Genomic DNA, 24,726 nt, shown 5'->3' on the forward strand with positions numbered 1-24,726 from the left:
GCCCGCGAGGGCTTTTTTCCTCCTTTATCGTTCATAACCGGATGAATCGAGCTGGAGCTCTCCGCGAAATCTAGGATATGACGATTTTTTGGCAAATTCCCTGAAGTGGTATAATAGGTAGTAGATCATTACGGGACGATGGAAGGGATGGCAGCGCTCATGCCGGATGAATCGAATATGGCTCAGACTTCTAACCTATGGATTAGGCGATCCGAGATGAAGGATGCGGGCCAATTAATGAAGCTCGATGCATTGGTCTGGGACGGCAGGACAAGTCCTTCCCCCATCGCCTGGACATCACGGGAACAGTATTTGCAGCAATGCCCGCCGGGCAGCCAGCTCGTTGCTGGAATCGATGGTCTAATATGCGGATACTTGGGGTTTGCCACACCGTCGGCGATGGCAAGCCATCGTCATGTGTATGAGCTTCATGTGGCGATCCATCCTTCCTACAGGCGGCTTGGGATCGGCAGTAAATTGATGACAGCGATGAAGGAGTTGGCCGCAGAGGAGGGAATTCGGAAGCTCTGTTTGCGCGTGCTAAGCACGAACCCTTGTGCTATCGCATTTTATGAAAGCTGTGGATTTATGCTGCAGGGCAGGCTGGTTGCGGAGTACTGCATAGAAGGTCAATATGTGGACGATATATTGATGTGGTATCCGATTATCGGCTGATCCTTCCGCTTTATGATCCGATCCGACCCGACCGATCCAAGCGTCAGTTCAAAGCACATAGCATCCATAGAGACCCGCTTCCAGCGATTCCATTCTCTCGTTAACGAGCCTGCGGCAATCGCTCAGTGTCAGATTATATACATAAGGGCCGATAAGGGCGAACCTGCTTCCCAAGGCAGCTTTACGAATCGCCCGGACGGTAGTGCCTATGCCATTGAACTATTGGGAAGTTATCGGTATATTTATAAGAAGAAAAATTGGATTAGAGCGTGGTTTGTTAAATGAGGTTCATCAAATAAGGAAAGGTTGATATTCGTGGAGCATAATAGCATTAACAGTACCCCACCTAACTTTATTAAAAATATTATTACCGAGGATCTGAAGAGCGGCAAAGTGCAGAAAATTGTTACCCGCTTTCCGCCAGAGCCTAACGGTTATTTGCATATCGGGCATGCCAAGGCGATCTGGATCAATTTCACGATTGCAGACGAGTTTGGGGGCCGCACCCATCTTCGTTTTGACGATACGAATCCCGTCAAGGAGGACGTGGAGTACGTCAATTCGATTAAAGAAGACGTGAAATGGCTGGGCTTTGATTGGGAAGAACTGCATTTTGCCTCGGATTATTTCGAGGAGATGTATGAGCGGGCGATCGTGCTTATTAAGAAAGGCAAAGCCTACGTTGATGATCAGAGCCCGGACGAAATTCGTGCGAACCGCGGGACGCTGACTGAGCCGGGGCAGAATAGTCCGTATCGTGACCGTTCTGTGGAGGAGAACTTGGATTTGTTCGCCCGGATGCGTGCGGGAGAGTTCAAGGACGGCGAGAAGGTGCTGCGCGCCAAGATCGATATGGCTTCACCGAACATTAACTTAAGAGATCCGGTCATTTACCGTATCCTTCATGCAGCGCATCATAACACAGGGGATAAATGGTGTATTTACCCGATGTATACTTACGCCCATCCGCTGGAGGATGCCATAGAGGGCATTACGCATTCCCTTTGTACGACGGAATTTGAGGATCAACGTCCATTCTACGATTGGGTTATCGAGGAGACGGAAATGCCAAGCGTTCCGCGCCAATATGAGTTTGGGCGCCTGAACCTGACACAGACAGTGACGAGCAAGCGGAAGCTGAAGCTGCTGGTGGATGAAGGCATTGTGGACGGTTGGGACGACCCGCGGATGCCGACGATCTCCGGTCTGCGCCGCCGGGGCGTAACTCCGGAAGCGATTAAGTCCTTCGTATTCGAAGCGGGGATATCCAAAGCGTACGGGGAAATTGATCTGAAGATGCTCGATCATTTCATTCGTGAAGATCTGAAGCTAAAGGCGCCTAGAACGATGGCTGTACTGGATCCGCTTAAAGTTGTGATCACGAACTATCCTGAGGGACAAAGTGAAATGCTGGAGGCCGAGAACAACAGTGAGAACCCGGAGATGGGGCATCGCCAAATTCCGTTCTCCCGGGAAATTTACATTGAGCGCGAAGACTTTATGGAGAATCCGCCAAGTAAATACTTCAGGCTGTTCCCAGGCAATGAGGTTCGCCTGAAGCATGCTTATTTCATCAAATGCAACGATGTGATTAAGGATGAGGAGGGCAATGTGATTGAAATTCACTGCACCTACGATCCGGAGACGAAGAGCGGCAGTGGATTTACCGGCCGTAAAGTGAAAGGAACGATCCATTGGGTGGATGCGGCGCAAGCGGTACCTGCTGAGTTCAGATTGTATGAACCACTAATACTTGATGAGCAAGTGGAAGGCGACGTGAATGACGAGGAGGAAGGCGCAGACGCGGAAGAGAAGAGCTTCATGGACTACCTCAACCCGAACTCCTTGAAGGTGGTTCAAGGCTTTGTTGAACCGGGCTTGAAGGACGTGAAGCCACAGGATAAATTCCAATTTTTCCGCCATGGGTATTTTAACGTGGATTCCAAGTATTCGAAGCCGGGCCATCCTGTCTTCAACCTTGTCGTCTCATTGAAAAGCTCCTTCCAACTGCCGAATAAGAAGTAACCGCTGAATAGACCTGTTGAACCCCCGCGTAAAGTACGCGGGGGTTTTGTGTTGTAAACTTTTATGGTATTGAATACAGGGCTCTACCTGTAGAAGTAGGCTGTTTGTGAGGCTGTAGCGGGATATTTTTAAAATTATTTTTAAAAGTTGTATTTTTAGGAAATAGTATAATATAACAAACCATAATTTATATTGACTCGATAGGAGGAGCTCACGTGAAGACATTAGATACGATTGCCCTTACACTGCTTATTATCGGCGGTATTAACTGGCTGCTGGTCGGATTGTTCCAATACGACTTGGTAGCCTCGATCTTCGGCGGGCAAGATAGCGCAGGCGCTCGGATTATTTATACGATCGTCGGAATTTGTGCTTTGTATTGCATCAAGTTTTTTGGCGGAACAGCGGTTGACAACAGAACTGCGCGTTAATCGGTTCAAGGCAAAAAGAGCTGCCCCCTGTCCAGTGAATGGATGAAAGAAATCGGCAGCTTTTTTTGCGTTGCGCTGAAATGGGCTGAATGAAGGAGAGCTCCAGTATTTCAAACGCTGGAACGTTCAACGATCTTAAATCCGAGCTCCCGAATGATCGTGCTGCCGGTGGGTTCGGTTATATGCTTGTAGACGATGCCGAAGGCCTCTGCGCCGATTTCATTCAGTCGGTTGTCGATCGTAGTGATGCCAAGCAGCCTGGAGATGGGCTGGTTATCCAGGCCGATGATGGCAAACTCCTCCGGAATGTGTACGCCTTGGTTTTGAGCGGCAATCATTAGGCCAGCGGCAACCTGATCTCCCGTAATCAGAATAGCGCTTGGCGGGTTGTCCATAGCCATGATATGCTTCAGCAGTTTAGCGCCATCCTCGAGATGAAGGCAGTTGTCGAAGATCCAGGATTCACGGCTCTCCCCTTCAAGGGAAGCCAGGGTATCGAGGTATGCCTTGTGCCGGATAGCGCTGCTGGCGCTATTCCTGCGGTTGACCGTGTAGCCGATACGGCGGTGTCCTTTGTCCCATAAGTAGGTGAGTGCTTTTTGAAAGGAGGCATAATGATCGAAATAAACGCAGGACAAGGCTCGATCGCGTACTTCCTCACAGAGCGTAATGGGGCCGTACTTGGCATATTTTTCGATTTGGTTCAAGGATAATGAACGTGAGACGACGATGAGTCCATCTACGATTTTATCTCTCAGCATGTGAAGTGCCTTGCGTTCCTCGTGAGCCCGATAGCCGGTCTGGAACAGCATCAGCTGGTAATTCACCTGCAATGCCTGCTGTCCGATCCCTTCCACGACCTTGCTAAAGTAGGCATTGTTGATTTGAGGGAGAATGACGCCGATCGTTTGCGTCGCTCCTTTGACCAGATTGACAGCGTTCATGTTGCGTGAATATTGCAAACGCTCGATGGCAGCTTCAACGGCTCTGCGTTTATCCTCTCGGACATAAGGATGATCATTCAGTACCCGGGATACCGTGCTGACAGACACGCCGGCAGCTTCGGCGATTTGCTTTATATTTGGCACTGTAGGTGAACCCTCCCTTCATCCAATATTTTTGCGGTAAACATTTGATCTGAAATGCATTTCATAGTTTAAACTAAAGAAGCACCACAGAAAACAACGCTTTTGCTGTTTGGCGTAACCGGCTTGTAGCTGGGCGTGACGAGGCAGAGAGTTGTTTTCTTTTTTGTCGTGCTTTAGAAAAGTCCGGCGCTCCTTCGAGCACCGGACAGGTCAGAGGCTTAAGGTTCTTCGGATAAAGGGATCGGCGAGTATCCGGCCTTGTAAATACGGTACCACATGGCGGCAAAGCCTGCTGCACCGAATAAAGTGAATGCGACGCCGATCCGGTACATAATGACTGCCCCGAAGCTCTGGAACAGCCACCCGCCGAGGAATCCGGCGAGAATGAAAGCGAGGCCGCTCAGCGCAAAAGCATAGACAGCTTGTCCAGAGGAGCGTAAGGGACGAGGCAGCAGAAGGGCAGTCAACCGCGTGCCTACATAGAAGAAGCCGCCGAATGTCACGGAATGGAGTACCTGGATGAAGATGATTTGCAATGGTGTAGAAGCCACCGACATCAGCTGCCACCGAAGAGCGAACAGGAGGCTGACAATCGTGATGCAAGCCATGAGATAGGTCATCCTGCGCTTTAGGAAGCGGTGCAGCAAAGTAAAGGCGCCTGCCTCAAATAGGGTGGACAGGAATACCGCCCCGCCGACCTCCAGCCGCGAGCTGCCCAAATCATTCATGAACAGCGGCATAAATATCGTATTAACGGCATTAGGAATGGAGACCATGACCCCAAACACAATGAAGGCGATAAAGTACTTGTTTTGCACGACCCGGGCAATCTCATACGATTTTAGCCAAGGCGTGTTCGTTGTCTTGCGAATGGACGGAAGCATGAGGGCTGATCCAATCGCCAGCATTAAAGTCATGCTGAACAGCAGAGAAATGCCGTTATGGCCAACCTGGTCAATGATTACGCCTGCGGTCAGGGCGAGCAAAGTCCAGCCTAAAGAACCCCATATTCGATAAGTGCTGAATTTTAAATGGGTTCCTTCAATATACCCCAATACAAGGCTGTTGTTTTGCGATAACAGGGGGCTCTGGAAGAAGTACAGCAGAATCATCGTAAGATAGAGCATATTGTAGGTACTGACTTGGAACACCATGTGTCCAGCTATAAGCAAGCCTGTAAGCATAATAAGCAGTATAATCCGAATATTCTGAGAGCGGTCGCTTAGATATCTCCAGAATGGATGGGCAAAGAAGGAGACCAAAGGGGCAATCGCCATCAGGCTGCCAATCTCCAGCTTGTTCATCCCCACGTCCAACAAATATAATTGGAAGAAGGCCGCGAAGATAACCATAGTCCCATAAATGAAAAAATTAAGCAGCCCTAAGGGCAGTAAAGAATTTGACGGATTCTCAGTATAATTCCGCAAACGCGCCATTCCCTTCTGTCCAAATCGATAGCTTATAATAAAATGATGGATACGTTCTCAATGTAACACATGGACGAAAAAGGATACAAACCATCTTTTACCGTATTAACTGGAATATTACTAATTATAACCTTTCTTTAACATAAGGAGACGATAAGATGGAATGGACGGCAATTATTCTAGCTGGAGGCAAGTCGAGCCGGATGGGAAGGAATAAAGCTGTTTTGCCGTTGGGAGGGCAGACTGTCATTGAGCGCTTGATCATGGAGCTGCAGAAGGTTACCGAGGAGATCATCATCTCCTGTGGACAATCGGGCGATTATGCCGGGCTGGGCCTTCCAGTGCTGCCTGACATCTATCCAGAGTGTGGGCCGCTGGCCGGATTGCATGCCGGGCTTGCGGCATCGACTCACCGGTGGAATCTTGTCGTGAGCTGTGACATGCCCTTCATGAACGCATACTTAGCTCAATATTTGGCGGAGCGGGCTCTGGAGCTGGAGAGCCGGGGAGCTCAGGAAGGCGAGAGGGAAATCGAGGCGGTCATTCCCCGCGTGAACGGTCAACTGCACCCGCTGCTGGCCATGTACCGCCGCAGCGTATTGCCCGGCCTTGAGGGGACGCTGGGCGAGGGCTGCTTGAAGGTGCAGCAATGGACTTCAGGACTTGCAGCCAATTATGTAACCGGGGAAGAGCTGAGCCGTGCCTCGGGCTTGCCCCCAGAGCAGCTTGTCTTTAATATGAACCGGCCGGAGGATTATCAAGCCGCGCAGTCTCATTTTGAACAAAATAACAAATAAAGAGGGAACTTAAACTTGTGGGCGCCTCTTTTTATGCCAGTCGCAGAGTTAACCAAAATGTAAAATATATCATATAAAGCGTTTTCATTTGTGGAGTATAATGAAATTAGCGATACATGACCCCCTTAATCATGTGTCGGTATATGTCACTTGGATGATTTCCGAGCTAACAGGGAATCATCTTTTTTTCAAAAAAGCGAGGCATAAACATTCACATACGAGCCTATACTTGTCTTATATTTCTTCGCAGGGAGATGACCAATATGACGATGTTGTTCAAAGAACCTGTTCAAGCATCGCCGGAACAAATCATTTGGCTGGAGCGTCGAGGCTGGGTATATGAACTGCTGATGGATTTTCTGAGCCGCCCGCCGCGTATGTCTTTAATTGCTCAATGGCGGCAACGCGCCGAGCTCACCCACAGAATTCCTAACAGCAGAGGCGGCAAACGACTGAGAAGTTATTTGGAGAGCATACCCGAACAGCATTTTCGTAGTGTGTGCTATCAGGAGGCGGAGGAGTATAAACGGCTCTTTATGGGAAATCAGGCTGCGCTCATTCCATGTGAGGGGAAGTTCCGGGCTAAAAGGGACGGAGCCGATGCCTTTGCTTGTCTCTCTCATATCCGCAGCATGTATGCGGATAGCGGTGTAGTTTTTAATAAATTGTATGGTGAGAGCGACGATCATATCGCCATGGAGCTGGAGTTTATGGCGGTAATGGCAGAAGGGATGCGCAGCAGGGCAAATTCAAGCCATATGCGGCACAGCTGTTTGGAACTGGCTGATACCCAAATACGCTTCCTCGAAATTCACTTGGTAAAATGGGCGCCGCGGTTCGCGGAGGAGCTGATCCGGGCAACGAAGAGTCCGCTGTATAGCGGATTAGCTGAGCTGCTGAGAGAGTTCCTGGCCTATGACCTGGAGCAGCTTCGCAAGTGGAGAGCGGAAACAAGCTAGCTTTGATTAGTAAGCTCATCTGCGTACAAAGTATATATCATTTTAGGAAAAAAGAAAGGGACGATCCGCCAAGGTGCTGCATGTATGCCGCCCGGCAGATCGTCCCTGTTTGATATTCACGGATACGTTATAATATATAGGAGGAGTATTTAACATTTTATTAGGAAGAAAGTTAGGGATCATGTAGAATAGAACTACTGCAGCATACTGTGTAAAGGAGTACAACCATGAGACGTGGATTACAAATTTTAATTATCGCCGCCATACTTATTGCTTTTTATTATTTTGGATTCGGCGTCTTCGGCAAATTCGGAGGTACCCTGGTCAGTATTTTTCAGACCTTGACTGTCATTACGATTGGTTTTGCGATATTTATGGAGAATCGAAACCCCTCGAGTACCGTGGCATGGATTCTGGTGCTGGGTCTGCTTCCGGTTGTTGGCCTTGTTTTTTATTTCCTGTTTGGCCAAAACTACTTTAAACGCCGGAACTTCGATAAAAAAGCGGAAGAGGATCGCAAGAGCTACGAGCGCATCGATAATAATGCTTATATGCTGCCTAGAGATTTATCGCAGTTCACGCCCGAGGAGCAGCGGCTGCTTCAGCTGTCCCAGCGATTGGCGCGGACGCCCTTTTCGATGGCTACTCGGACAAAAGTGCTGACGAACGGCGAGGAGACCTTTTCTTCGCTCTTAAGGGAACTGAAGAAGGCTGAGCATCACATACATATGGAGTACTATATTTACCGGGCCGACGACATCGGGCGGGAAATCCAAAAGACCCTGATGGAGAAGGCCAGGGCCGGGGTTGAGGTCAGGTTTATGTTCGATGCGGTCGGCAGCATCGGGCTGCCGAAGTCTTTCATCCGCGAGCTGGAGGAGGCCGGGGTTAAGGTCGGCATTTATGGACAAGTCCGATTTCTAGCCTTATCCAGCCGTGTAAACTATCGGAACCACCGAAAGATCGTCGTGATCGATGGGAGGACGGGGTTCATCGGCGGCTTGAATGTAGGAGATGAATATTTAAGCCGCAGCAAAACGTATGGCTTCTGGCGGGACACGCACATGCTCGTCAAAGGCGAGGCGGTTCGTTCGCTGCAAATTATTTTTCTACAGGACTGGAAGTATGTTACCGGGGAGACAATCATGTCTCTGCCTTATCTGTCTCCCGAGCTGGAAACCGGGTGCGGCGGTGCGGTGCAAATTGTGCCTAGCGGCCCTGATAATGAAAGTCGTACGTTGAAAAACATCTTCTTCTCGATGATGTCTTCAGCCAAAAAATCGATCTGGCTGGCGACACCGTATTTCATTCCTGATGATGATATATTTACGGCGCTCAAAATAGCGGGCTTATCCGGGCTGGACGTACGGATTCTATTTCCGGCCAAGCCGGATAAATGGCTTCCGTTCTTGGCTTCGCATTCTTATTTTCCGGAGCTGCTGGAAGCTGGGGTGAAAATTTTCGAATACGAAAAAGGCTTCCTCCATTCCAAGCTGCTTATTGTCGATGGAGAAATCGCCACGGTGGGTACGGCCAATATGGACATGCGCAGCTTTCACTTGAATTTTGAGGTAAATGCTCTGCTCGTGCGGAGCGACAGCATTGCGCAAATGGTTAAAGATTTTGAGCGGGATTTATTGTTTACGAAGCAAATCGAGTACAAGGAGTTTATGGAGAAGAAGCTGTTCGTAAGGTTTATGGAGTCTGCGGCACGGCTATTCTCTCCATTGTTGTAGCTTGTTCTGGGCTCTTTCGGTAGACCCGAGATCGACGATAATAAGGAGGGGCAATATGGGAAATACATCCGGACGCAAAAGTGAGCATATTCGCATTTGTCTGGAGGAGCAGGTAGGCGCAGAAGGCGTCCTGACCGGGTTTCAGAAATATGCTTTTCGGCATAATGCGCTTCCTGAATTGAACTTCGATGAAATCAGCTTGAAGACAGCTTTCTTGGGAGCTGCTGTCCGGACACCGTTCTTGATCAGCTCGATGACTGGCGGAAGCGAGCTCGCTGGAGTGATCAATGAGCGCCTTGCTGAAGTTGCGGAGCAGCGCGGCTGGGCATTGGGCGTAGGCTCTGTCCGGGCGGCGGTCGAACGGGAGGAGCTGGCGGCCACGTTTGCTGTGCGCAGCAAGGCGCCCACAATTCCCGTTATCGCCAACTTGGGTGCCGTTCAGCTGAATTACGGCTTCGGGGTAGAGCAATGTATGCGAGCGGTAGACATTGCCGGGGCGGATATGCTGGTGCTGCATCTCAATGGGCTGCAGGAAATATTTCAGCCCGAGGGCAATACTGCATTTCATGGTGTGCTGGCTCGGATTGAGGAGCTGTGCAAGAAGCTGCAGGTTCCCGTTGGGGTGAAGGAAGTCGGCTGGGGGATCGACGGCGCGACCTCGAAGCGGTTATGTGACGCGGGTGCCGCATTCATTGATGTGGCAGGCGCTGGCGGAACGTCCTGGAGCCAAGTGGAGAAATTCCGCAGCGCTGATTCGGTGCGGCGCAGCGCAGCGGATGCATTTGCGGATTGGGGCATTCCTACCGCCGAATGCATCCGCGAAGTACGGACGGCGGTGCCGGACGTCGCTCTGATCGGCAGCGGGGGCCTGAACACCGGTGTAGACGCGGCCAAAGCGCTGGCGCTTGGCGCGGATCTGGCCGGGTTCGGCCGGGCGCTGCTGGAACCAGCGGTGCAATCGGTGGAGGCGCTCGATGCGCAATTGGAGCGCGTCGAGCTGGAGCTCCGCACCGCTATGTTCGGGATCGGCGCTGGCAATATTGCGGCGCTGAAGGGTACGGCGCGGCTGGTGCGCCGGGAATAAACGATATTTCGATTAATTCCGATACGTTTACACAGATTTCCATTGCGTTTCTGGGTTTTCCCCCTTATATTGGAACTAGAAGCTGATTTACCGGTACGACACCAGGAGACGATGCTTGGAACGGTAATGAGCCCAGGAACACAAACTAGGGGGGATTTTGAAATGAAACCATCGATTTGGAAATGGAGTACTCGCACGGTCGTAACGATCGGCATCGGTGCAGCGCTGTACGGAGCGACGAGCTGGATCGGCATTTCGATCGGCATGAACACGCAGCTGCGGCCTTCGATTGCGCTGCTGGCGATCTTCGGGGCGCTATTCGGCCCGATCGTAGGATTTTTTGCCGGCTTCCTCGGCCATGTCATCAATGATTTTATTACGAATGGCACCGTTTGGTGGGGGTGGGCGCTCGGCTCAGGAATTACCGCCGCCTTCATGGGACTGATCTATTTAGCCAAAGGCTTTAATCCGCAGGACGGAGAGATTCGGAAGGTGCATATCATACAATTTATCGTTTATGGCATCATCGGAATATTTGCAGCCTTGGCTTTCTCGTATTTGTTTGATATTTATGTCATGGGCGAGCCTGGCGACAAGGTCGTCGTTCAAGCGATCGTCGCAGGGCTTGCGAATACAGCCGTCTTTTTCATTCTGGGCATTCCGGCCGTATGGGCTTATGCAAAACGCAATCGGAATGATACGAACCTGAGTGTAGACAGTTAGGAGCTTATGTCTTTATGCAGCCTGTGATTTCATTTCGGAACTTTAGTTTTCGTTATAAGAAGCAGTCGAAGCCGACTTTGATCAACATCAATCTCGACATCCTTCATGGCGAGAAAATATGGATCGCCGGGCCAAGCGGCTCCGGCAAGTCAACATTAGCCCATTGCATCAATGGGCTAATTCCCTTTTCCTACAGGGGGGAGATTTCAGGGGAGTTATATCTAAACGGGCAGCCCGCGGCTTCGCTTGGGATTTTTGAACGGAGCCGCTCCGTAGGAACGATCCTGCAAAATCCGGATGCCCAGTTCGTAGGTCAGACGGTAGGAGAAGATGTCGCTTTCCAAATGGAGAATGAGGCGATACCGCAGTCTGAAATGCAAGCCAAGGTTATTTCTTCGCTGGATATGGTAGGCATGCTGGCTTATGAGTCGCAGGGGCCGCATGATTTGTCAGGCGGCCAGAAGCAAAGTGTATCGCTTGCCGGAGTTCTGACGACCCAGGCGGATATTCTGTTGTTCGATGAGCCGTTGGCGAATTTAGACCCGGTCAGCGGAGTGCGTGCCATGGCGCTGATCGATGATATCCATCATCGCAGCGGCAAAACGGTAATAATTATTGAGCATCGAGTGGAAGATGTGCTGGAGCAGCCGGTGGATCGGATCGTCGTCATGGACGGCGGGGAGATCGTAGCCGTAGACAGTCCGGAGAGAATGCTAGCTGACGGCATATTGCCGAGGCATGGACTTCGCCAGCCGCTCTTTCTGGAGGCGCTAGCTTATGCCGGAGCTTCCGCGGCTGAATGGAGTCATTTGGCTCTGGCTCATCCGAAGAGCTCGGACGCAAGTATAATGAAGCCAGCCGAGCTTGAGGAGCTATGTATAAATTTGGAGGAATGGATTAGTTCCATCCCGTCAAGCCCCTTGCGGGACAGCGTGCAGACCGATCCGCTGCTGGAAGTGAGGGATGTTACATATGCTTATTCCGGGGGACGGAATGTCGTCCGGGACGTTTCTTTTCATATCAATGAAGGCGAAACGGTAGCTTTGCTTGGCAATAATGGGGCAGGAAAATCCACGTTGTCCGGCCTGATTACCGGACTAATGAAGCCCCGTTCGGGCGAAATCACTTTGCGGGGCGAGAATATAAATGCCTGGTCAATCCGCCGCCGGGGCGAGCGCATCGGCTATGTATTGCAAAATCCACACCAGATGATTACGCAGCATATGATCCGCGATGAAGTAGGGCTTGGCCTCGTCGCTCGCGGCGTAGCAGCGGAGGAACGAGAGGAGCGAATCAGCGAGGCGCTGCGCGTATGTGGGCTGTATCCGTACCGGAACTGGCCTGTGTCTGCACTTAGCTTCGGACAGAAGAAGCGCCTGTGCATCGCCTCCGTACTTGTACTGGATCCGGCTCTCATTATTTTGGATGAACCGACGGCAGGGCAGGATTTCCGCCACTACACTGAGTTCATGGGCTTTATTGAACAGCTCGCGGCTCGGGGGACGGCTTTTTTGTTCATCACCCATGACATGCATTTGGCTCTGGAATATGCGGATCGTGCAGTTGTTCTGGCCGATGGGGAAGTCATTGCCGCTGATAGGGTTGCTGCCGTACTGTCGAATGATGAGGTGACGGGCAGGGCACGGCTGCGGGAAGACAGCTTGTCCCGGTTTGCCAAAGCCTGCGGCTTACCTGAGCCAGCCCGTTTAGTACAGGCTTTTCTTACGGTAAAAAAGGGGGTGCAGCACCCTCATGAGTAGAACGGGAAGCTTGTATGTGGAGGGGAATTCGTTTTTTCACCGGATGGACGGGGCGGTCAAACTGATCCTGCTGCTGAGCTGGACGGTTGTCACGTTTCTATTCCTTGATTTGCGAATTTTTGCCGTGATGCTGACAGCAGGAATCGTCATGCTGCTAACGACTGGGATACCGCTGAAGCGGATGTCGTTTCTCTTTTGGATATTGACGGTGTTTACGGTGCTGAACAGCGTGTTTATTCTGCTTCTGACCCCGCGGTTCGGGACGACTCTGACAGGCAGCGATACAGCGCTCATACCGATCGGCTATAATACGATCAACCAGGAAACACTGTTCTATGTGCTGACGTTATCGCTAAAATATTTGACCCTGCTGCCCATCACGCTATTATTTATATTTACGACGCACCCGAGCCGTTTTGCTGCGAGTCTTAACAAGCTGGGCGTACCGTATAAAATGGCCTATGCCGTGAGTATTGCATTCCGCTACATTCCCGATTTGACGCAGGAGTTCCGGACAATTCTGAATGCGATGCAGATGCGCGGGCTGGGTATTTCGCGGGGGGATGGAAGCTTGCGGAGGCGGGTGAAAAATCTTTCTTTGATTGTCGTGCCCCTGCTGCAATCCTCCCTTCAGCATATCGAGTCGATATCGGATGCGATGGATTTGAGAGGGTTCGGCACAGGCCGCACGCGCTCCTGGTATATGTGCACCGTGATGACTATCGCCGATAAACTGGCGATTCTGTTGTGTGTGCTGCTGCTCGGTCTGGCGGTATTTCTAAAGCTGCAAATATTCCGCGGATTCTGGTATCCGTTTTGAATATGTAAGAGCAAAGCAGGATATTCCACAGGGTTGTCCTTGAAATATGGCCGGGGTATATGTACTATGATTGAAGAAGATAAGAAGCTGAGCAATTACTATAATGAGGAGTTGTCATTCATATGGCTTTAAAAGCAGGGATCGTAGGTTTGCCGACGTTCTCGTGAGAGATAAATCAACCAAGCCAAGTAACGACAACTTCCTCCCCGTTCATTATCTCTATCTTATCAATCAGTTTTCTTATGGATTGCTTAACCACCAATCTATCCTCAGAAGTTATATATTTCTTTTCTTTCTTCGCCTTGTGGATAACTCTTTCTTCCTTCTTTTCTTGCCCGTTATTCGGAACTTCAAGCATGCACTCCAGTTCTCTTCGCTCTCCCTGGACTCTTTCAGTTGCAATTTTTAGGTCATGTGCAGTTATTAGATCATCATTGTATGCGTCTATTTGTTTCTGCATTTTTTTGTCCAACTTAGCAAGTTTCGATTTTATTATATTTATATCCAGTGTTTTCTCTTTTGTTTCCGAAATAAGAATTTTCAGTTTTCCGGGCGCTGATTCGGATAGAGATATTATTTCATTCACTATCAAAGTCTCTAGCATATCCCTTTTTACATAATGATGATAACAATTACTTTTTTTAAGGTATCCGTCACATAAATATTGATAGTGTATATTTTCTTTCTGATTTCTTTTGGAATAACTTCTATTCATTTTGCCATTCATTTTATTTCCGCAATGCCCGCAAACGACTAGACCAGATAAAAGGTAACGATCATTGCTCATGTGTTTACCCACTGTTTTTCTACTTTGAAACAAAGCCTGTAGCCTTTCGAATGTGTCTCTGTCTAGTATAGCTGGATGATTGTCTTCTATCCTTATCCATTCCTCTTCTGGCCTTGTTATTACCTTCGTGCCTTCCTTATATGTTTTGTTGTAAACAAAATCTCCAACTAGTGTTTCTCTTTGGAACAATTCTCTAAATGTTTTGTCGCTCCATTCGTTTCCATCTTTTGTTTTTACACCTTCGACCATATTCCAATTTTGTATTATTCTCCTTGATGGAATTCCGGATATCAAGTCTGCCGCGGCTTTCTTTATCAATAATGATTCCTCTATGTTAAACACCATTTCACCATGCTTAACATCATAGCCAAAACACGGCCTCGTTATAATCTTCTTATTATTCTTTATATTTCTAGCTATTGACAACATGTTATCACGCACACGTTCTGAAGTACGTTCACGTTCGAATTCCGCCACCATACCAAGCATCTGCAATACTAATCTGCCGGCTGGGGTAGATGTATCAAATCCTTCTGTGGCAGATACGAAGTTGTAATTATGTTTATTGAAATATTCATTAAGAGACAGTATGTCAAACAGTTTCCTTGACAACCTATCTAGTTTTGTAGTGAGAACGATACCTCCCTCGGCATTCTTTTTAACATAGTCTAACATTCTTGTTATTTCTGGACGATTTAAATTTTTTGCGCTATATCCATCCTCAATGAAAAAAATGGGTTCATCCCAACCCATAGCTTTGCAGTAAGCAGTCATCCTTTCCATTTGTTCGGTCAGTGAATTTCCTTTTTCCGCCTGTTCCTCTGTACTCACTCTTGGATAACCCAATACCCTCATTTTAAAATGTCACCTCTATTTGTAGAATGGTTTGAAATGTCCCATGTAGACACCATAAATTGCGAATTCACTTGGGAGTAACTCGCGTGTTTCATAATCGCTGTTTTCTGGAATCAACTTCATAGTCGGGGAACCTTCTGTCCACTTTATTCTTTTTAGCATTCCGTCCTCTTGGTCATTGATGGCCGCGACTACAATCTGCCCGTTGAAATCAGCCCAGTTAGTTTTCTTAATATAAACTATATCCCCGTCATCGATGCCAGCGCCAACCATACTATCTCCCTTTACTTTAAGGGCGAAATCAGGTTGCGATTTACCTAGTAAAGGATATAAAACATATTCAATAATGTTTTGTTCGGCAAGCAAACCATCACCAGCACATATCGTCCCAACTAAAGGGATCATAGCTTTCTCTGTTTGATCGCTTGATTTAAATGTTGGATCAATCTCCGCCTTACTAACCATTAGAAAGTCTGCCATTCTCTGGATACTTCCGGGTGTCGCTAGTGTTTTTTCATTTATATAATCTGATATAACGCTTGTGGATAGACCAGTTCCTTCTGCCAATTCTTTTTGGCTCATGCCTTTCCTCTTTAAAACTGATCTTAAATTCAATGCAATACCTTTAATTAATTCTTTTTCAACCTCAGTATATTTTTTTCTCGCCACTTTATTTTTCCTCCCAAATATCAACTTTTCTAACTAAAGTATGTATATATCCGTTATAAACTAATTTCACTTTGATTTCAAGTAGAAAATTACGTTAAAAACGTATTGACAATCCGATATTAACGGATTATTATGATCATAACAAACGAAAAAGAGGTGAAATCATGTTCCAAATCACACTCAGAGCAGCGAGGGTTAATAAAGGTTACACCCTAGAGTATGTGGCTGAAATCGTGGGTAAAACATCGAAAACCATAGCTAAGTATGAGAAAGACTCTACAAACATTCCAAGAAGATTGTTTGTAACTCTGGCTAGGTTGTATGGTGTTCCCGAAGAAATGATTTTTTGCGGCAAGGAATCCGATATTAACGGATTTGCTAGAAAAACAAAAGTATCGTGAGGTGCAAAAAATGGGGAAAACTCTACGAATTGTAAAGAACATCGTCATTGACAACAGAGGGAACGTAGTTGGCGATGACCCTCGCAAGTTCTCCACGATCACCAATCGATGCAAAGAAGTTTCGGCTTACTTGGAAACAGGTAAGTTGCACAAGGTTGTATAGAAAGGAGTAACCAAAATGAACCAAACGCAAATATTTAACCATCCACTGTTCGGAGAAATTAGAGCAATTGAATTAAATAGCAAACCGTATTTTGTTGGAAATGATATTGCCAGAGCGCTTCATTATGCGAGACCACATGAGGCTGTGTCGTCACACTGCAAGGTGGCGGTAGGTTACCGCATCCTTACTAATGGCGGGGAACAAGCAACTAAGATCATCCCCGAAGGAGACGTATACCGCCTAATTGTTAAAGCAGCAGATCAATCACGAAATCCCGAAATCAAAGCAAAGGCAGAACAATTTGAGAAATGGCTATTTGACGAAGTGATTCCAACGATACGGCAACACGGCGCTTACCTCACACCATCCAAGATCGAAGAGGTACTACTCAATCCAGACACAATCATCGACCTGGCTACACAGTTAAAAGCAGCTAGGGAAGAGAATGAGAAGCAGAAACCACTCGTAGCATTTGCAGAAATTTGCCTACAGTCTAGCGACTCAATAAAGGTTAGAGACTTGGCGCACTCGCTTAGTAGTCATGGTATTACAATCGGTCAAAACAGACTCTTTGAAAAGTTACGGGAGTGGGGTTTGATTAGTCAGAAATCCACGGAACCGACACAGCGGGCAGTTGAGCAAGGACTGTTTGAGGTTGTCACCGGGGTAAAGCAGAAGCCTAGCGGAGAGCCGTTTACATGGCGCACACCTTACGTAACAGTTAAAGGCCAAGTTTATGTAACGGATCGCCTGAGAAAAGAAATGATTGCTTAGAAAGGAGTAGCCCATGAACCAAGACCCACGATCCAAACGGATTAGCAGAATTGAAATAGCTATACTCATCGCCTTTACTCTTGTAATCGCGGTAAACGCTTGGACGGCAATCGACAAGTACAAGCTCAATAAACGGTATGAGAAGTCCATAGAGCAGTTGGAAAGCTTTGAACAAGAACTTAATAGGAAGGAGTGAGGAAGTGAGCCAACCTAAAAAAGGAACGTGGGCTGTGGACTATGGCAAGGTCAACCTTAAAAGCTTGATCATAACCAACGATCCTGAATTATACGAAAAACAGAAGGCCAAAGGAGAAGTAGCAGTGTTGTTTGAGCCTTCTGTACTTGAAGAGATGAAAGCGGGGCAAGGAGTTGTTTACTTAGTGGGGGTGAATGAAATGAACCAATTAACAGAGGATCGTGTAAGGGAGATTGTGCGGGAGGAAATGGAAAAGGAAGCTACCGCAGTAACGATAGCTCCAGTCTTTTCGGCTGATGTCTGTAGGGATGAAATTGCAAAGCAACTTGAAGAGGCTATTTCAAAAGCTACTGCTCGGACGAATGCAATCTCTTGATTAACTCGATCGTGAATTTCTGGTTTTGTTCCAGAAGTGATACTGACAATGAACCAAGGAGAGTACCGAGTTTACTATTGAAACCTTCATCTAGTTCGTTAATTTCTGCAACAGCACTTTGTAAATCTTCGTGAATAGTTTTCAAGGCTTGAAGATTTAACTCTGCTGCGATTTTATCAATGTCATTAATATTCAACATTACACCTCCCTTCTATTTCCAATATTCGACAGGGAGCGCACAAATCCTATACGGAAAGGAATGATTATGTGAATCAATTACAAAACAAAACCACGATTAGCAGCTTGGAAGTAGCTGAAATGATGGAGATTAAACACTATCAGGTTCTTGAAAAGTTAGAAGGTACCAAAACAATCAAGGGGATCATCCCTACAATGACTGACCATAAAATTATGGTGAGTGAATATTTCATCGAATCCAGTTATACAGATGCAAGCGGTCGATCTAACAAGTGTTATGAGCTTACTAAAATGGGATGTGAGTTTCTGGCGAATAAGTACACCGGAGAAAAGGGGATTCTGTTCACCGCCAAGTATGTTAAGCGATTTAACGAAATGGAAGAAGCCCAAGCGGTTAGTCTTACAGGCTTAAGCCCGCAGCTTCAAATCCTTATCCAACAAGAACAACAGATAAAGCAAATCAAAACACAGGTTGACACATTAACTAATGGCTTAACCGCTACACCGGATCATACAAAAGTGGTGCAGCGAGTAAATGAGTACGCCAGATGGACAAGGACAGGGCATAACGAAGTTTACAACAAAATCCATGACGTTATGAAAGCTCGTTTTGGGATCGACGTAAAAGCACGAGTCGAGAATGAACGCGACAGAATCAATCATGAATACTTCGAACGCACAGGGAAGCATTACAGCCTGTCTACGTTAAAGGGCAAAGTGAACGGAATTGACGTTATGGTTCGCATGGGTGTGTTGGACAAGTTTAACGAAATCTTGGTCGGCATGCTGGCAACAGTGAAGAAAATTAGCTAGGGAGGTATAGGCCATGAGACCAGATGCAGCGGAAATTTTAAGAGTCACTTTTCAAAACTTACTAGATCGTAAGGTCACCCCGGAGCTAATGCAAGACTTCATAGACCGCTCACGGCGCTACCACACCGGGAAAGATGAACTGCTTGCAGTGTTGGACGAGCTAGAAAAACAAATCTAAATCAAATTAGGAGGAATATCAAATGACAGTTAAAGGATGGAAAGGTTTCGACAAAGATTTGAAATGTCGCGATATGCAATATGAGGTAGGCAAAACATTCGAAGAACCGGAAGCGGTCGCTTGTAGTGAAGGGCTTCACTTTTGCGAGAATCCACTAGATGTATTTGGTTATTACCCACCTGCTGATAGTAGATACGCCGAGGTTGAGGGCGATGGTCAGTTATCCCGTGACGGTGACGATAGCAAAGTAGCGGCGACACGTTTACACATTAAAGCAGAGATTGGGCTTCCCGGACTTATAAAGGCTGGCGTCGATTATATCAAATCAAAAGTAGATTGGGACAATGCGAAAGAGTCCAACACAGGCAACCGTAGCGCAGCAACCAACACAGGCGACTGTAGCGCAGCAACCAACACAGGCAACCAGAGCGCAGCAACCAACACAGGCAACCGTAGCGCAGCAACCAACACAGGCAACCGTAGCGCAGCAACCAACACAGGCAACCAGAGCGCAGCAACCAACACAGGCGACTGTAGCGCAGCAACCAACACAGGCGACTGTAGCGCAGCAACCAACACAGGCAACCGTAGCGCAGCAACCAACACAGGCAACCAGAGCGCAGCAACCAACACAGGCAACCGTAGCGCAGCAAGTGTAGAGGGAAAAGAGTCTGTAGCGATGGCAATTGGTTACGAAAGCAAGGCTAAAGGCGCTATGGGATGCTGGATCGTCCTGGCAGAGTGGGAAGAGGGTGACGAAGGATATCACATTACAGATGTGCAAAGCGCTCATGTCGATGGTGAGAGAATCAAGCCGGATACATGGTACATGCTTAAAAACGGTGAGTTTGTGGAGGTTGAGTCAAATGAAGATTAATGGAAAAGAATGGTCGATCCTTCCGTTAGAAAAGAAACTCGCAGCAATCAGCAATGCAATTGATACAAACAAAACACCATACAAAAGGAAGTGAGGGCATGAGCAACGTCAATCTATTTTCAATCCGCTTAAAAGGCCGTGAGTTGATCGTAGCGGACAGGCCCCGGGGCAACTTGATGATTTATCCACCGGGACACACCGCTCCGTCTATCAAGGTACACAGCGTATTTGACATCATAGCCTTGCGAGATTTACTTAACGATGCGTTTCCACCGGAGGACTTTAGGTATGATCCAGTGCGCCGGGTGTGAGAGAGAAGCCTTGTATGAAGTCTACAAAGACATTAAGCAGCCGCACTGTTTGGAGCACATGTTAGAAGCTATTGATTGCAACGAATTTGTATATGTTAGGAGGTTGGATGAACTTGCAACTAAAAGTCAGGATCGCGGCGAAGGATGATTTTGCGTCACGGTATGCGCTGGCGCTGGTAGGTGGTCGGTATGTAGACGGGAAGCATCCAAATTCGAGTTTCAGAACCACGCACACAGAGGCGATTATGACCGTGTGTTACGGAGATTGGAGGAAGAGAATGCAGCATCTAACAAAGGCGCTAACCGATCTAAAGCAGCTCCAAGAAGATATCCATTGCCAGTCGGTGGGACACGCCTTGTGCGCAATGGGAGAATTTATAACCCATGGCACCTTGGATAGTGTTATAGCCAACTTGGAGACAGTGGAACAGGTGCTAGAAACGAAGAATGACCACGGTTGCCGCCGTGATCACTAAGACACTTTCAAATAAATTGTTACGGACACAATAACACAAAAATTAGGAGGTTGTAAAGCTATGAGTTTTGATGATCATTCCCCGATTAATTATAACGACTATTTACCATCGGCACCAGAAGCCCGTTCTGTGGCTCATGAAATGGTGGCAACAAGGCAAAGTGAACAGGTAAAGGCAGCTCTATTTTCTGCTAAACAATTTCCGAGAGATCAGCAATTATCTTTTAACCGAATTATGCAAGCTTGTCAGCGGAAGAAGCTTGCGGAGGAAGCGGCATATGAGTATCCAAAGGGTGGAAGTAGAGTTTCGGGGCCTTCCATCCGCTTAGCCGAAGTTCTAGCGCAGAATTGGGGCAACATGGAGTATGGCGTGATTGAACTTGAGCAAGTTAACGGAGTTTCGAAGATGGAAGCCTACGCCTGGGATATTGAAACGAATACACGGCGTTCAATGATATTCAATGTAAAGCATGAACGGAAGGCCAAGGGGCGCATTGATAAATTAGACGATCCTCGTGACGTTTATGAGCTAACTGCCAACATGGGGGCGCGGCGTGTCCGTGCTTGCATCCTTGGAGTTATCCCTGGCGATATTGTCGATGCAGCTATGGAGCAGTGCAAACAAACTCTCATCAATGGTTACGACGAGCCATTAGCAGATCGCGTAAGAAATGCGCTCCTTAAATTTCAAGAGAAATACGGAGTCACTAAGGAAATGGTTGAGGAGTTTTTGGGATGCAGTCAGGATTCGTTCACCGAAAACGACTATTTGCGACTGGGCGGCGTATGGAAGTCTCTAACGGACAACATGGCTAAACGAGAGGATTATTTCAACTTCGGCAAAGTTCATGTTGCTACGAATACAGAAGAAGAATTTATAAAGGCTCAGGCCGAAGCTGCTGAGAAAGTTAAAAAGGGCGGTGGTAAGGATGATCCTAAACAATCAGAATTACCACTCGACTGAGGCGAATCAACATTACTGGTCAAACAGCCAATACAAAGAGTTCCTTGAATGCGAAGCGCGGGGCATGGCGAAGTTGCGAGGGTGGGCCGAACCACCTTCGGAAGCTTTGCTAGTCGGTTCTTATGTCCATGCGTACTTTGAAAGTAAAGAAGTATTCGAGCAATTCAAATCTGAAAATCCTGAAATCATAGCTTCTAAAGGTGCTAATAAGGGGAATTTGAAAAAGGAATTTCAGAGAGCAGATGAACTTATACGAACTATTGAAAACGACCCACTATGCATGTTTGTCCTTCAAGGCCAAAAGGAAGTTATTTTAACGGCTGAATTTGCGGGGGCAAAGTGGAAAGTGAAAATGGACAACTACGCACCGGATCGTAATAGGTTTTCGGACATTAAGACAGTACGAGAAATACAAAAAGAAACCTGGGATCCCAATAACGGCTATGTGACGTTTGTGGAGGCTAGTGGCTATGTAACCCAAATGGCACTCTACGCAGAGATTGAACGGCGTGTACAAGGGCGTGACGGATGGATAGAACCCATTATAGTAGCTGTTTCAAAGGAAGACCCACCAGACAAGGCTGTAATCTCTATTAATGGTTATGACATTCAACGGGAACTGGATTTGATAGAAATGAACATGCCTCGTTTGATAGAGGTTAAATCCGGACGAATTGAGCCCGACCGCTGCGAAAATTGCCGTTACTGTCGTGAGACAAAGACATTGAACAAAATCGTGCATTACACGGAACTTATCAATCAATAGGAGGAATTCCATTGCTTAATAGAGTGATCCTTATCGGGAGGTTAACCCGAGATCCTGAATTGAGATATACCCCTTCTGGTGTGGCTGTTACTCAGTTCACGATTGCCGTGGACAGACCGTTCACATCGCAGGGCGGAGAGCGAGAAGCGGATTTTATTCCGGTCGTAACTTGGAGACAACTGGCTGAGACGTGCGCGAATTACTTGCGTAAGGGTCGCCTCACAGCTGTTGAAGGACGCATTCAGGTACGGAATTACGAGAATAGCGAGGGTAAGCGCGTATACGTGACAGAGGTCATTGCTGATAACGTGCGTTTCCTGGAATCGAACCGGGACGACAAACGAAGTGGCGGGCAAAGTGAACGGGATCCATTCGCAGACGATGGTAAACCGATCGATATACCGGATGATATGCCTTTCTAGGAGAGGGGTGATCATATGTTTGACTTTGGTCTCAACTCATATTCCAAAGAACAGCAATTAGGTAGGCGGCGCGAATCTAAAACGCCTTTGCGAGACCGGAAGCAGAATAAAAACGAGGACAAGGAGCTTACAAAGGAACAGGTACGGGCAGTGGTAAAGAAGCGCGACGGGAATTGGTGCTTGCTTAGCGGCAAGCCCGGCCCCGGACTACATTTGCACCGGGTTAAATATAGCGGCATGGGCGGAGGTGGTGGCAAGTACGAGGTTTGGAACTGTGTGCTGCTATCCACTCAAATGCACGATTTGGTGCATTCCAATAAGAAATACTGGATGCCGCGGCTACTAATCTATTTGCAAAATATGAAAGATGGCAAAGACACAAGCAAAATTTTGAGCGAGTTACGGAATAAAGCGACTGAGCGGGTGGTGACATGAAAGAAGCTTACTACTTTTCGCATGACAGCAATGCGCGACACGATCCAAAGATTACCGCGATGCGTGGCGTGTATGGTTCGGAAGGTTACGGCTGGTACTGGATGCTAGTTGAAATGATGCGAGAATCCCAAGGCTACAAGCTAGATATGCATTCGAAATACACTTTTAATGCATTTGCATTGCAATTGCAGACTGATAGCACAAAGGTTGAACAATTTGTGCATGATTGCATACATGAATTTGAACTGTTTGAAGCAGATGAAACACATTTTTGGAGCGCCTCATTACTTCGCAGAATGGATATTCGAGAGCAATTATCTGAGGCGCGCCGAAAGGCCGCTAAAGCTAGATGGAACAAGGGAAAGCAGCCAACTAGTGATGGTGAAGAAAATGCAGAAGGTATGCAAATGCATAGCAATAGCAGTGCTAATGGAATGCAAGGAAAGGAAAGTAAATTAAATAAAAGTAAAAGAAAAGAAAGTAATAAAGATATATATACGCCTGAATTTGAATCTTTCTGGACTGAATATCCTCGCAAGATAGAAAAACAAGATGCAGCAAAGACATTCAACAAAATAGTCAAAGAAGGCGAAGACCACGCTGTCATTATTCAATGCGCTAAGAATTACAAGGCAGAATGCAAGCGACTTAAAACAGAACAGCGATATATAAAACATGCCAAGACCTTTTTGAATGAGGGAAGATACAAAGATTACCTGGAAGGAGGGGCCGGGGTTGGAGAGCTTCAAAGAAGTGATGAAGGGGTTCAATCTGGAGGATATCAGGAAGAGAGCGAGTTTGATTTCCTCGACCGCCAAAACAGAACAGGCACCCATTGATTACAAATGCAAGATATGCCGGGATGAAGAGGTCGTGTTAAAACGGCGTGAGGATGGATCGGAATATGCGATGGATTGCGAGTGTAAAAAGGAACGCCGGGCTGAACGCCTGATGAAGTCTAGCAAGATAACGTCAAAATTCCAATCTAGGACATTTAACAGTTTCAAGCTAGATGGCAGACCGGAGACCGTGAAGCAAGCGTATGAAGCAGCTTGGAATTACGTTAAGGGGTATCCGAAGCGAGAGGAAAAAGGGAGCGTCGCCTTGCTTGGTCGCCCCGGATGTGGAAAAACACATCTTCTCATGGCGATATCAAACAACTTGATTTCAAAAGGAGTGGGCGTGATTTACTTCCCTTGGGTCGAGGGGTTCAACGAGCTTCGCAACAATCTGGATTCTCTTGACGATAGAATCCGGGTTCTGCAACAAGCGGACGTGCTTTTCCTGGATGATCTTTTCAAAGGACAAGACAACACTCCTGAAAAGCGGCCTACTAGATTCCAACTTGAACAGCTATTCGCAATTATCAATTATCGCTATCTAGAAGATAAGCCTATCCTGATCAGTTCGGAAAAGACTATATCGCAGTTATGCCAAATGGACGAAGCGATAGGCAGCCGCATAAACGAAATGTGTCGAGACTACAAAGTAACCCTAACAGGTGGAATAGAGCTAAATTACAGACTGCAATAGGAGGTAAC

30 protein-coding genes are annotated in these 24,726 nt (G+C 47.4%); 25 read left to right on the plus strand and 5 right to left on the minus strand.

The window, feature by feature from the left end:
• Positions 1-177: 177 nt before the first annotated feature.
• The 3 genes from CZ379_RS06395 (at position 178) to CZ379_RS06410 (ending at position 3,131) form a co-directional block, all read left to right on the plus strand.
• The gene (locus CZ379_RS06395) at positions 178-675 is read left to right on the plus strand and encodes a GNAT family N-acetyltransferase (RefSeq protein ID WP_110934264.1); all 498 of its coding nucleotides are present in this window, start codon (positions 178-180) and stop codon (positions 673-675) included.
• A 315-nt stretch (positions 676-990) separates the two neighbouring features.
• Positions 991-2,700, plus strand: coding sequence for a glutamine--tRNA ligase/YqeY domain fusion protein (locus tag CZ379_RS06405; RefSeq protein ID WP_407668605.1), 1,710 nt, complete (start codon positions 991-993; stop codon positions 2,698-2,700).
• 215 nt (positions 2,701-2,915) lie between these two features.
• Complete coding sequence (locus CZ379_RS06410; RefSeq protein ID WP_110930901.1) at positions 2,916-3,131, plus strand: DUF378 domain-containing protein; 216 nt, start codon at positions 2,916-2,918, stop codon at positions 3,129-3,131.
• A gap of 110 nt (positions 3,132-3,241) precedes the next feature.
• Here the strand turns inward: CZ379_RS06410 and CZ379_RS06415 are convergent, their stop codons facing one another.
• The gene (locus CZ379_RS06415) at positions 3,242-4,219 is read right to left on the minus strand and encodes a LacI family DNA-binding transcriptional regulator (protein ID WP_110930902.1); all 978 of its coding nucleotides are present in this window, start codon (positions 4,217-4,219) and stop codon (positions 3,242-3,244) included.
• A gap of 218 nt (positions 4,220-4,437) precedes the next feature.
• Positions 4,438-5,655: an MFS transporter gene (locus CZ379_RS06420; protein WP_199925494.1), complete on the minus strand. Its 1,218-nt coding sequence runs from the start codon at positions 5,653-5,655 to the stop codon at positions 4,438-4,440.
• Between the two features lie 149 nt (positions 5,656-5,804).
• Between CZ379_RS06420 and mobA the strand changes: the two genes are divergently transcribed.
• From mobA to CZ379_RS06455, 7 genes are all read left to right on the plus strand, one after another.
• Positions 5,805-6,443, plus strand: coding sequence for a molybdenum cofactor guanylyltransferase (gene mobA, locus CZ379_RS06425; protein WP_110930904.1), 639 nt, complete (start codon positions 5,805-5,807; stop codon positions 6,441-6,443).
• Between the two features lie 263 nt (positions 6,444-6,706).
• Positions 6,707-7,402 carry a TorD/DmsD family molecular chaperone gene (locus CZ379_RS06430; protein ID WP_110930905.1) on the plus strand — a complete coding sequence of 232 codons (696 nt, stop codon included), beginning with the start codon at positions 6,707-6,709 and terminating at the stop codon, positions 7,400-7,402.
• A 227-nt stretch (positions 7,403-7,629) separates the two neighbouring features.
• The gene (gene cls, locus CZ379_RS06435) at positions 7,630-9,138 is read left to right on the plus strand and encodes a cardiolipin synthase (protein WP_110930906.1); all 1,509 of its coding nucleotides are present in this window, start codon (positions 7,630-7,632) and stop codon (positions 9,136-9,138) included.
• 55 nt (positions 9,139-9,193) lie between these two features.
• Entirely contained in the window at positions 9,194-10,222 is a 1,029-nt protein-coding gene (gene fni / locus CZ379_RS06440; protein WP_110930907.1) for a type 2 isopentenyl-diphosphate Delta-isomerase, read from the plus strand.
• A gap of 162 nt (positions 10,223-10,384) precedes the next feature.
• Complete coding sequence (locus tag CZ379_RS06445) at positions 10,385-10,945, plus strand: ECF-type riboflavin transporter substrate-binding protein (protein WP_110930908.1); 561 nt, start codon at positions 10,385-10,387, stop codon at positions 10,943-10,945.
• 14 nt (positions 10,946-10,959) lie between these two features.
• A complete protein-coding gene (locus tag CZ379_RS06450; protein ID WP_110930909.1) occupies positions 10,960-12,705 on the plus strand; it encodes an energy-coupling factor transporter ATPase in 1,746 nt (581 codons plus the stop codon).
• On the plus strand, positions 12,698-13,525 hold the full coding sequence (locus CZ379_RS06455; RefSeq protein WP_110930910.1) for an energy-coupling factor transporter transmembrane component T family protein: 828 nt from the start codon (positions 12,698-12,700) through the stop codon (positions 13,523-13,525). The genes CZ379_RS06450 and CZ379_RS06455 overlap by 8 nt, the downstream gene beginning before the upstream one ends.
• A 175-nt stretch (positions 13,526-13,700) precedes the next feature.
• Here CZ379_RS06455 and CZ379_RS06460 read toward each other — a convergent pair whose 3' ends face one another.
• Positions 13,701-15,167: a recombinase family protein gene (locus CZ379_RS06460; protein ID WP_110930911.1), complete on the minus strand. Its 1,467-nt coding sequence runs from the start codon at positions 15,165-15,167 to the stop codon at positions 13,701-13,703.
• 15 nt (positions 15,168-15,182) lie between these two features.
• Complete coding sequence (locus tag CZ379_RS06465) at positions 15,183-15,836, minus strand: LexA family protein (RefSeq protein ID WP_110930912.1); 654 nt, start codon at positions 15,834-15,836, stop codon at positions 15,183-15,185.
• Positions 15,837-16,000: 164 nt separating this feature from the next.
• On the opposite strand from CZ379_RS06465, the gene CZ379_RS06470 reads away from it, so the two are divergent.
• From CZ379_RS06470 to CZ379_RS06485, 5 genes are read left to right on the plus strand one after another with little or no spacing between them, the layout of a single operon-like run.
• Entirely contained in the window at positions 16,001-16,237 is a 237-nt protein-coding gene (locus CZ379_RS06470; protein ID WP_110930913.1) for a helix-turn-helix domain-containing protein, read from the plus strand.
• A gap of 10 nt (positions 16,238-16,247) precedes the next feature.
• The gene (locus tag CZ379_RS25975) at positions 16,248-16,400 is read left to right on the plus strand and encodes a hypothetical protein (protein WP_199925495.1); all 153 of its coding nucleotides are present in this window, start codon (positions 16,248-16,250) and stop codon (positions 16,398-16,400) included.
• A gap of 15 nt (positions 16,401-16,415) precedes the next feature.
• Positions 16,416-17,174 carry a phage antirepressor gene (locus CZ379_RS06475; RefSeq protein ID WP_110930914.1) on the plus strand — a complete coding sequence of 253 codons (759 nt, stop codon included), beginning with the start codon at positions 16,416-16,418 and terminating at the stop codon, positions 17,172-17,174.
• A gap of 13 nt (positions 17,175-17,187) precedes the next feature.
• Complete coding sequence (locus CZ379_RS06480) at positions 17,188-17,370, plus strand: hypothetical protein (protein ID WP_110930915.1); 183 nt, start codon at positions 17,188-17,190, stop codon at positions 17,368-17,370.
• A 4-nt stretch (positions 17,371-17,374) separates the two neighbouring features.
• Positions 17,375-17,746: a hypothetical protein gene (locus CZ379_RS06485; protein ID WP_110930916.1), complete on the plus strand. Its 372-nt coding sequence runs from the start codon at positions 17,375-17,377 to the stop codon at positions 17,744-17,746.
• Here CZ379_RS06485 and CZ379_RS06490 read toward each other — a convergent pair.
• Positions 17,718-17,942 carry a hypothetical protein gene (locus CZ379_RS06490; RefSeq protein WP_199925496.1) on the minus strand — a complete coding sequence of 75 codons (225 nt, stop codon included), beginning with the start codon at positions 17,940-17,942 and terminating at the stop codon, positions 17,718-17,720. The two genes, CZ379_RS06485 and CZ379_RS06490, sit on opposite strands and share 29 nt — an antisense overlap.
• A gap of 71 nt (positions 17,943-18,013) precedes the next feature.
• On the opposite strand from CZ379_RS06490, the gene CZ379_RS06495 reads away from it, so the two are divergent.
• The 10 genes from CZ379_RS06495 (at position 18,014) to CZ379_RS06540 (ending at position 24,718) form a co-directional block, all read left to right on the plus strand.
• Positions 18,014-18,757, plus strand: coding sequence for a Rha family transcriptional regulator (locus tag CZ379_RS06495; RefSeq protein WP_110930918.1), 744 nt, complete (start codon positions 18,014-18,016; stop codon positions 18,755-18,757).
• 13 nt (positions 18,758-18,770) lie between these two features.
• The gene (locus CZ379_RS25980) at positions 18,771-18,935 is read left to right on the plus strand and encodes a hypothetical protein (protein ID WP_199925497.1); all 165 of its coding nucleotides are present in this window, start codon (positions 18,771-18,773) and stop codon (positions 18,933-18,935) included.
• A 22-nt stretch (positions 18,936-18,957) separates the two neighbouring features.
• On the plus strand, positions 18,958-19,812 hold the full coding sequence (locus CZ379_RS06500) for a DUF7666 domain-containing protein (RefSeq protein WP_110930919.1): 855 nt from the start codon (positions 18,958-18,960) through the stop codon (positions 19,810-19,812).
• Between the two features lie 418 nt (positions 19,813-20,230).
• Positions 20,231-20,599, plus strand: coding sequence for a hypothetical protein (locus tag CZ379_RS06510; RefSeq protein WP_110930921.1), 369 nt, complete (start codon positions 20,231-20,233; stop codon positions 20,597-20,599).
• A 60-nt stretch (positions 20,600-20,659) separates the two neighbouring features.
• Positions 20,660-21,562 carry a hypothetical protein gene (locus tag CZ379_RS06515; protein ID WP_110929739.1) on the plus strand — a complete coding sequence of 301 codons (903 nt, stop codon included), beginning with the start codon at positions 20,660-20,662 and terminating at the stop codon, positions 21,560-21,562.
• The gene (locus CZ379_RS06520; RefSeq protein WP_110929738.1) at positions 21,528-22,328 is read left to right on the plus strand and encodes a PD-(D/E)XK nuclease-like domain-containing protein; all 801 of its coding nucleotides are present in this window, start codon (positions 21,528-21,530) and stop codon (positions 22,326-22,328) included. Before CZ379_RS06515 ends, CZ379_RS06520 begins: the two co-directional genes overlap by 35 nt.
• Positions 22,329-22,339: 11 nt before the next feature.
• A complete protein-coding gene (gene ssb, locus CZ379_RS06525) occupies positions 22,340-22,750 on the plus strand; it encodes a single-stranded DNA-binding protein (protein WP_110929737.1) in 411 nt (136 codons plus the stop codon).
• A gap of 15 nt (positions 22,751-22,765) precedes the next feature.
• Positions 22,766-23,185, plus strand: a complete 420-nt coding sequence (locus CZ379_RS06530; RefSeq protein WP_110930922.1) for a hypothetical protein — start codon at positions 22,766-22,768, stop codon at positions 23,183-23,185.
• Positions 23,182-24,024, plus strand: a complete 843-nt coding sequence (locus CZ379_RS06535; RefSeq protein ID WP_110930923.1) for a DUF4373 domain-containing protein — start codon at positions 23,182-23,184, stop codon at positions 24,022-24,024. Before CZ379_RS06530 ends, CZ379_RS06535 begins: the two co-directional genes overlap by 4 nt.
• Positions 23,984-24,718 carry a DnaA ATPase domain-containing protein gene (locus tag CZ379_RS06540; RefSeq protein ID WP_234404841.1) on the plus strand — a complete coding sequence of 245 codons (735 nt, stop codon included), beginning with the start codon at positions 23,984-23,986 and terminating at the stop codon, positions 24,716-24,718. Before CZ379_RS06535 ends, CZ379_RS06540 begins: the two co-directional genes overlap by 41 nt.
• Positions 24,719-24,726: the final 8 nt, after the last annotated feature.

This window comes from Paenibacillus bouchesdurhonensis (assembly GCF_900155685.1).
GTDB lineage: Bacteria > Bacillota > Bacilli > Paenibacillales > Paenibacillaceae > Fontibacillus > Fontibacillus bouchesdurhonensis.

Excerpts from the sequence above, each read along its gene's own strand:
- CZ379_RS25975 (WP_199925495.1), top strand. The coding sequence starts at position 16,248 with ATGGGGAAAACTCTACGAATTGTAAAGAACATCGTCATTGACAACAGA.
- CZ379_RS06395 (WP_110934264.1), top strand. The coding sequence starts at position 178 with ATGGCTCAGACTTCTAACCTATGGATTAGGCGATCCGAGATGAAGGAT.
- CZ379_RS06515 (WP_110929739.1), top strand. The coding sequence starts at position 20,660 with ATGAGTTTTGATGATCATTCCCCGATTAATTATAACGACTATTTACCA.
- CZ379_RS06445 (WP_110930908.1), top strand. The coding sequence starts at position 10,385 with ATGAAACCATCGATTTGGAAATGGAGTACTCGCACGGTCGTAACGATC.
- CZ379_RS06470 (WP_110930913.1), top strand. The coding sequence starts at position 16,001 with ATGTTCCAAATCACACTCAGAGCAGCGAGGGTTAATAAAGGTTACACC.
- fni (WP_110930907.1), top strand. The coding sequence starts at position 9,194 with ATGGGAAATACATCCGGACGCAAAAGTGAGCATATTCGCATTTGTCTG.
- cls (WP_110930906.1), top strand. The coding sequence starts at position 7,630 with ATGAGACGTGGATTACAAATTTTAATTATCGCCGCCATACTTATTGCT.
- CZ379_RS06455 (WP_110930910.1), top strand. The coding sequence starts at position 12,698 with ATGAGTAGAACGGGAAGCTTGTATGTGGAGGGGAATTCGTTTTTTCAC.
- CZ379_RS06535 (WP_110930923.1), top strand. The coding sequence starts at position 23,182 with ATGAAAGAAGCTTACTACTTTTCGCATGACAGCAATGCGCGACACGAT.
- mobA (WP_110930904.1), top strand. The coding sequence starts at position 5,805 with ATGGAATGGACGGCAATTATTCTAGCTGGAGGCAAGTCGAGCCGGATG.
- CZ379_RS25980 (WP_199925497.1), top strand. The coding sequence starts at position 18,771 with ATGAGACCAGATGCAGCGGAAATTTTAAGAGTCACTTTTCAAAACTTA.
- CZ379_RS06520 (WP_110929738.1), top strand. The coding sequence starts at position 21,528 with ATGATCCTAAACAATCAGAATTACCACTCGACTGAGGCGAATCAACAT.
- CZ379_RS06530 (WP_110930922.1), top strand. The coding sequence starts at position 22,766 with ATGTTTGACTTTGGTCTCAACTCATATTCCAAAGAACAGCAATTAGGT.
- CZ379_RS06450 (WP_110930909.1), top strand. The coding sequence starts at position 10,960 with ATGCAGCCTGTGATTTCATTTCGGAACTTTAGTTTTCGTTATAAGAAG.
- CZ379_RS06460 (WP_110930911.1), bottom strand. The coding sequence starts at position 15,167 with ATGAGGGTATTGGGTTATCCAAGAGTGAGTACAGAGGAACAGGCGGAA.
- CZ379_RS06500 (WP_110930919.1), top strand. The coding sequence starts at position 18,958 with ATGACAGTTAAAGGATGGAAAGGTTTCGACAAAGATTTGAAATGTCGC.
- CZ379_RS06510 (WP_110930921.1), top strand. The coding sequence starts at position 20,231 with ATGAACTTGCAACTAAAAGTCAGGATCGCGGCGAAGGATGATTTTGCG.
- CZ379_RS06480 (WP_110930915.1), top strand. The coding sequence starts at position 17,188 with ATGAACCAAGACCCACGATCCAAACGGATTAGCAGAATTGAAATAGCT.
- CZ379_RS06420 (WP_199925494.1), bottom strand. The coding sequence starts at position 5,655 with ATGGCGCGTTTGCGGAATTATACTGAGAATCCGTCAAATTCTTTACTG.
- CZ379_RS06430 (WP_110930905.1), top strand. The coding sequence starts at position 6,707 with ATGACGATGTTGTTCAAAGAACCTGTTCAAGCATCGCCGGAACAAATC.
- CZ379_RS06475 (WP_110930914.1), top strand. The coding sequence starts at position 16,416 with ATGAACCAAACGCAAATATTTAACCATCCACTGTTCGGAGAAATTAGA.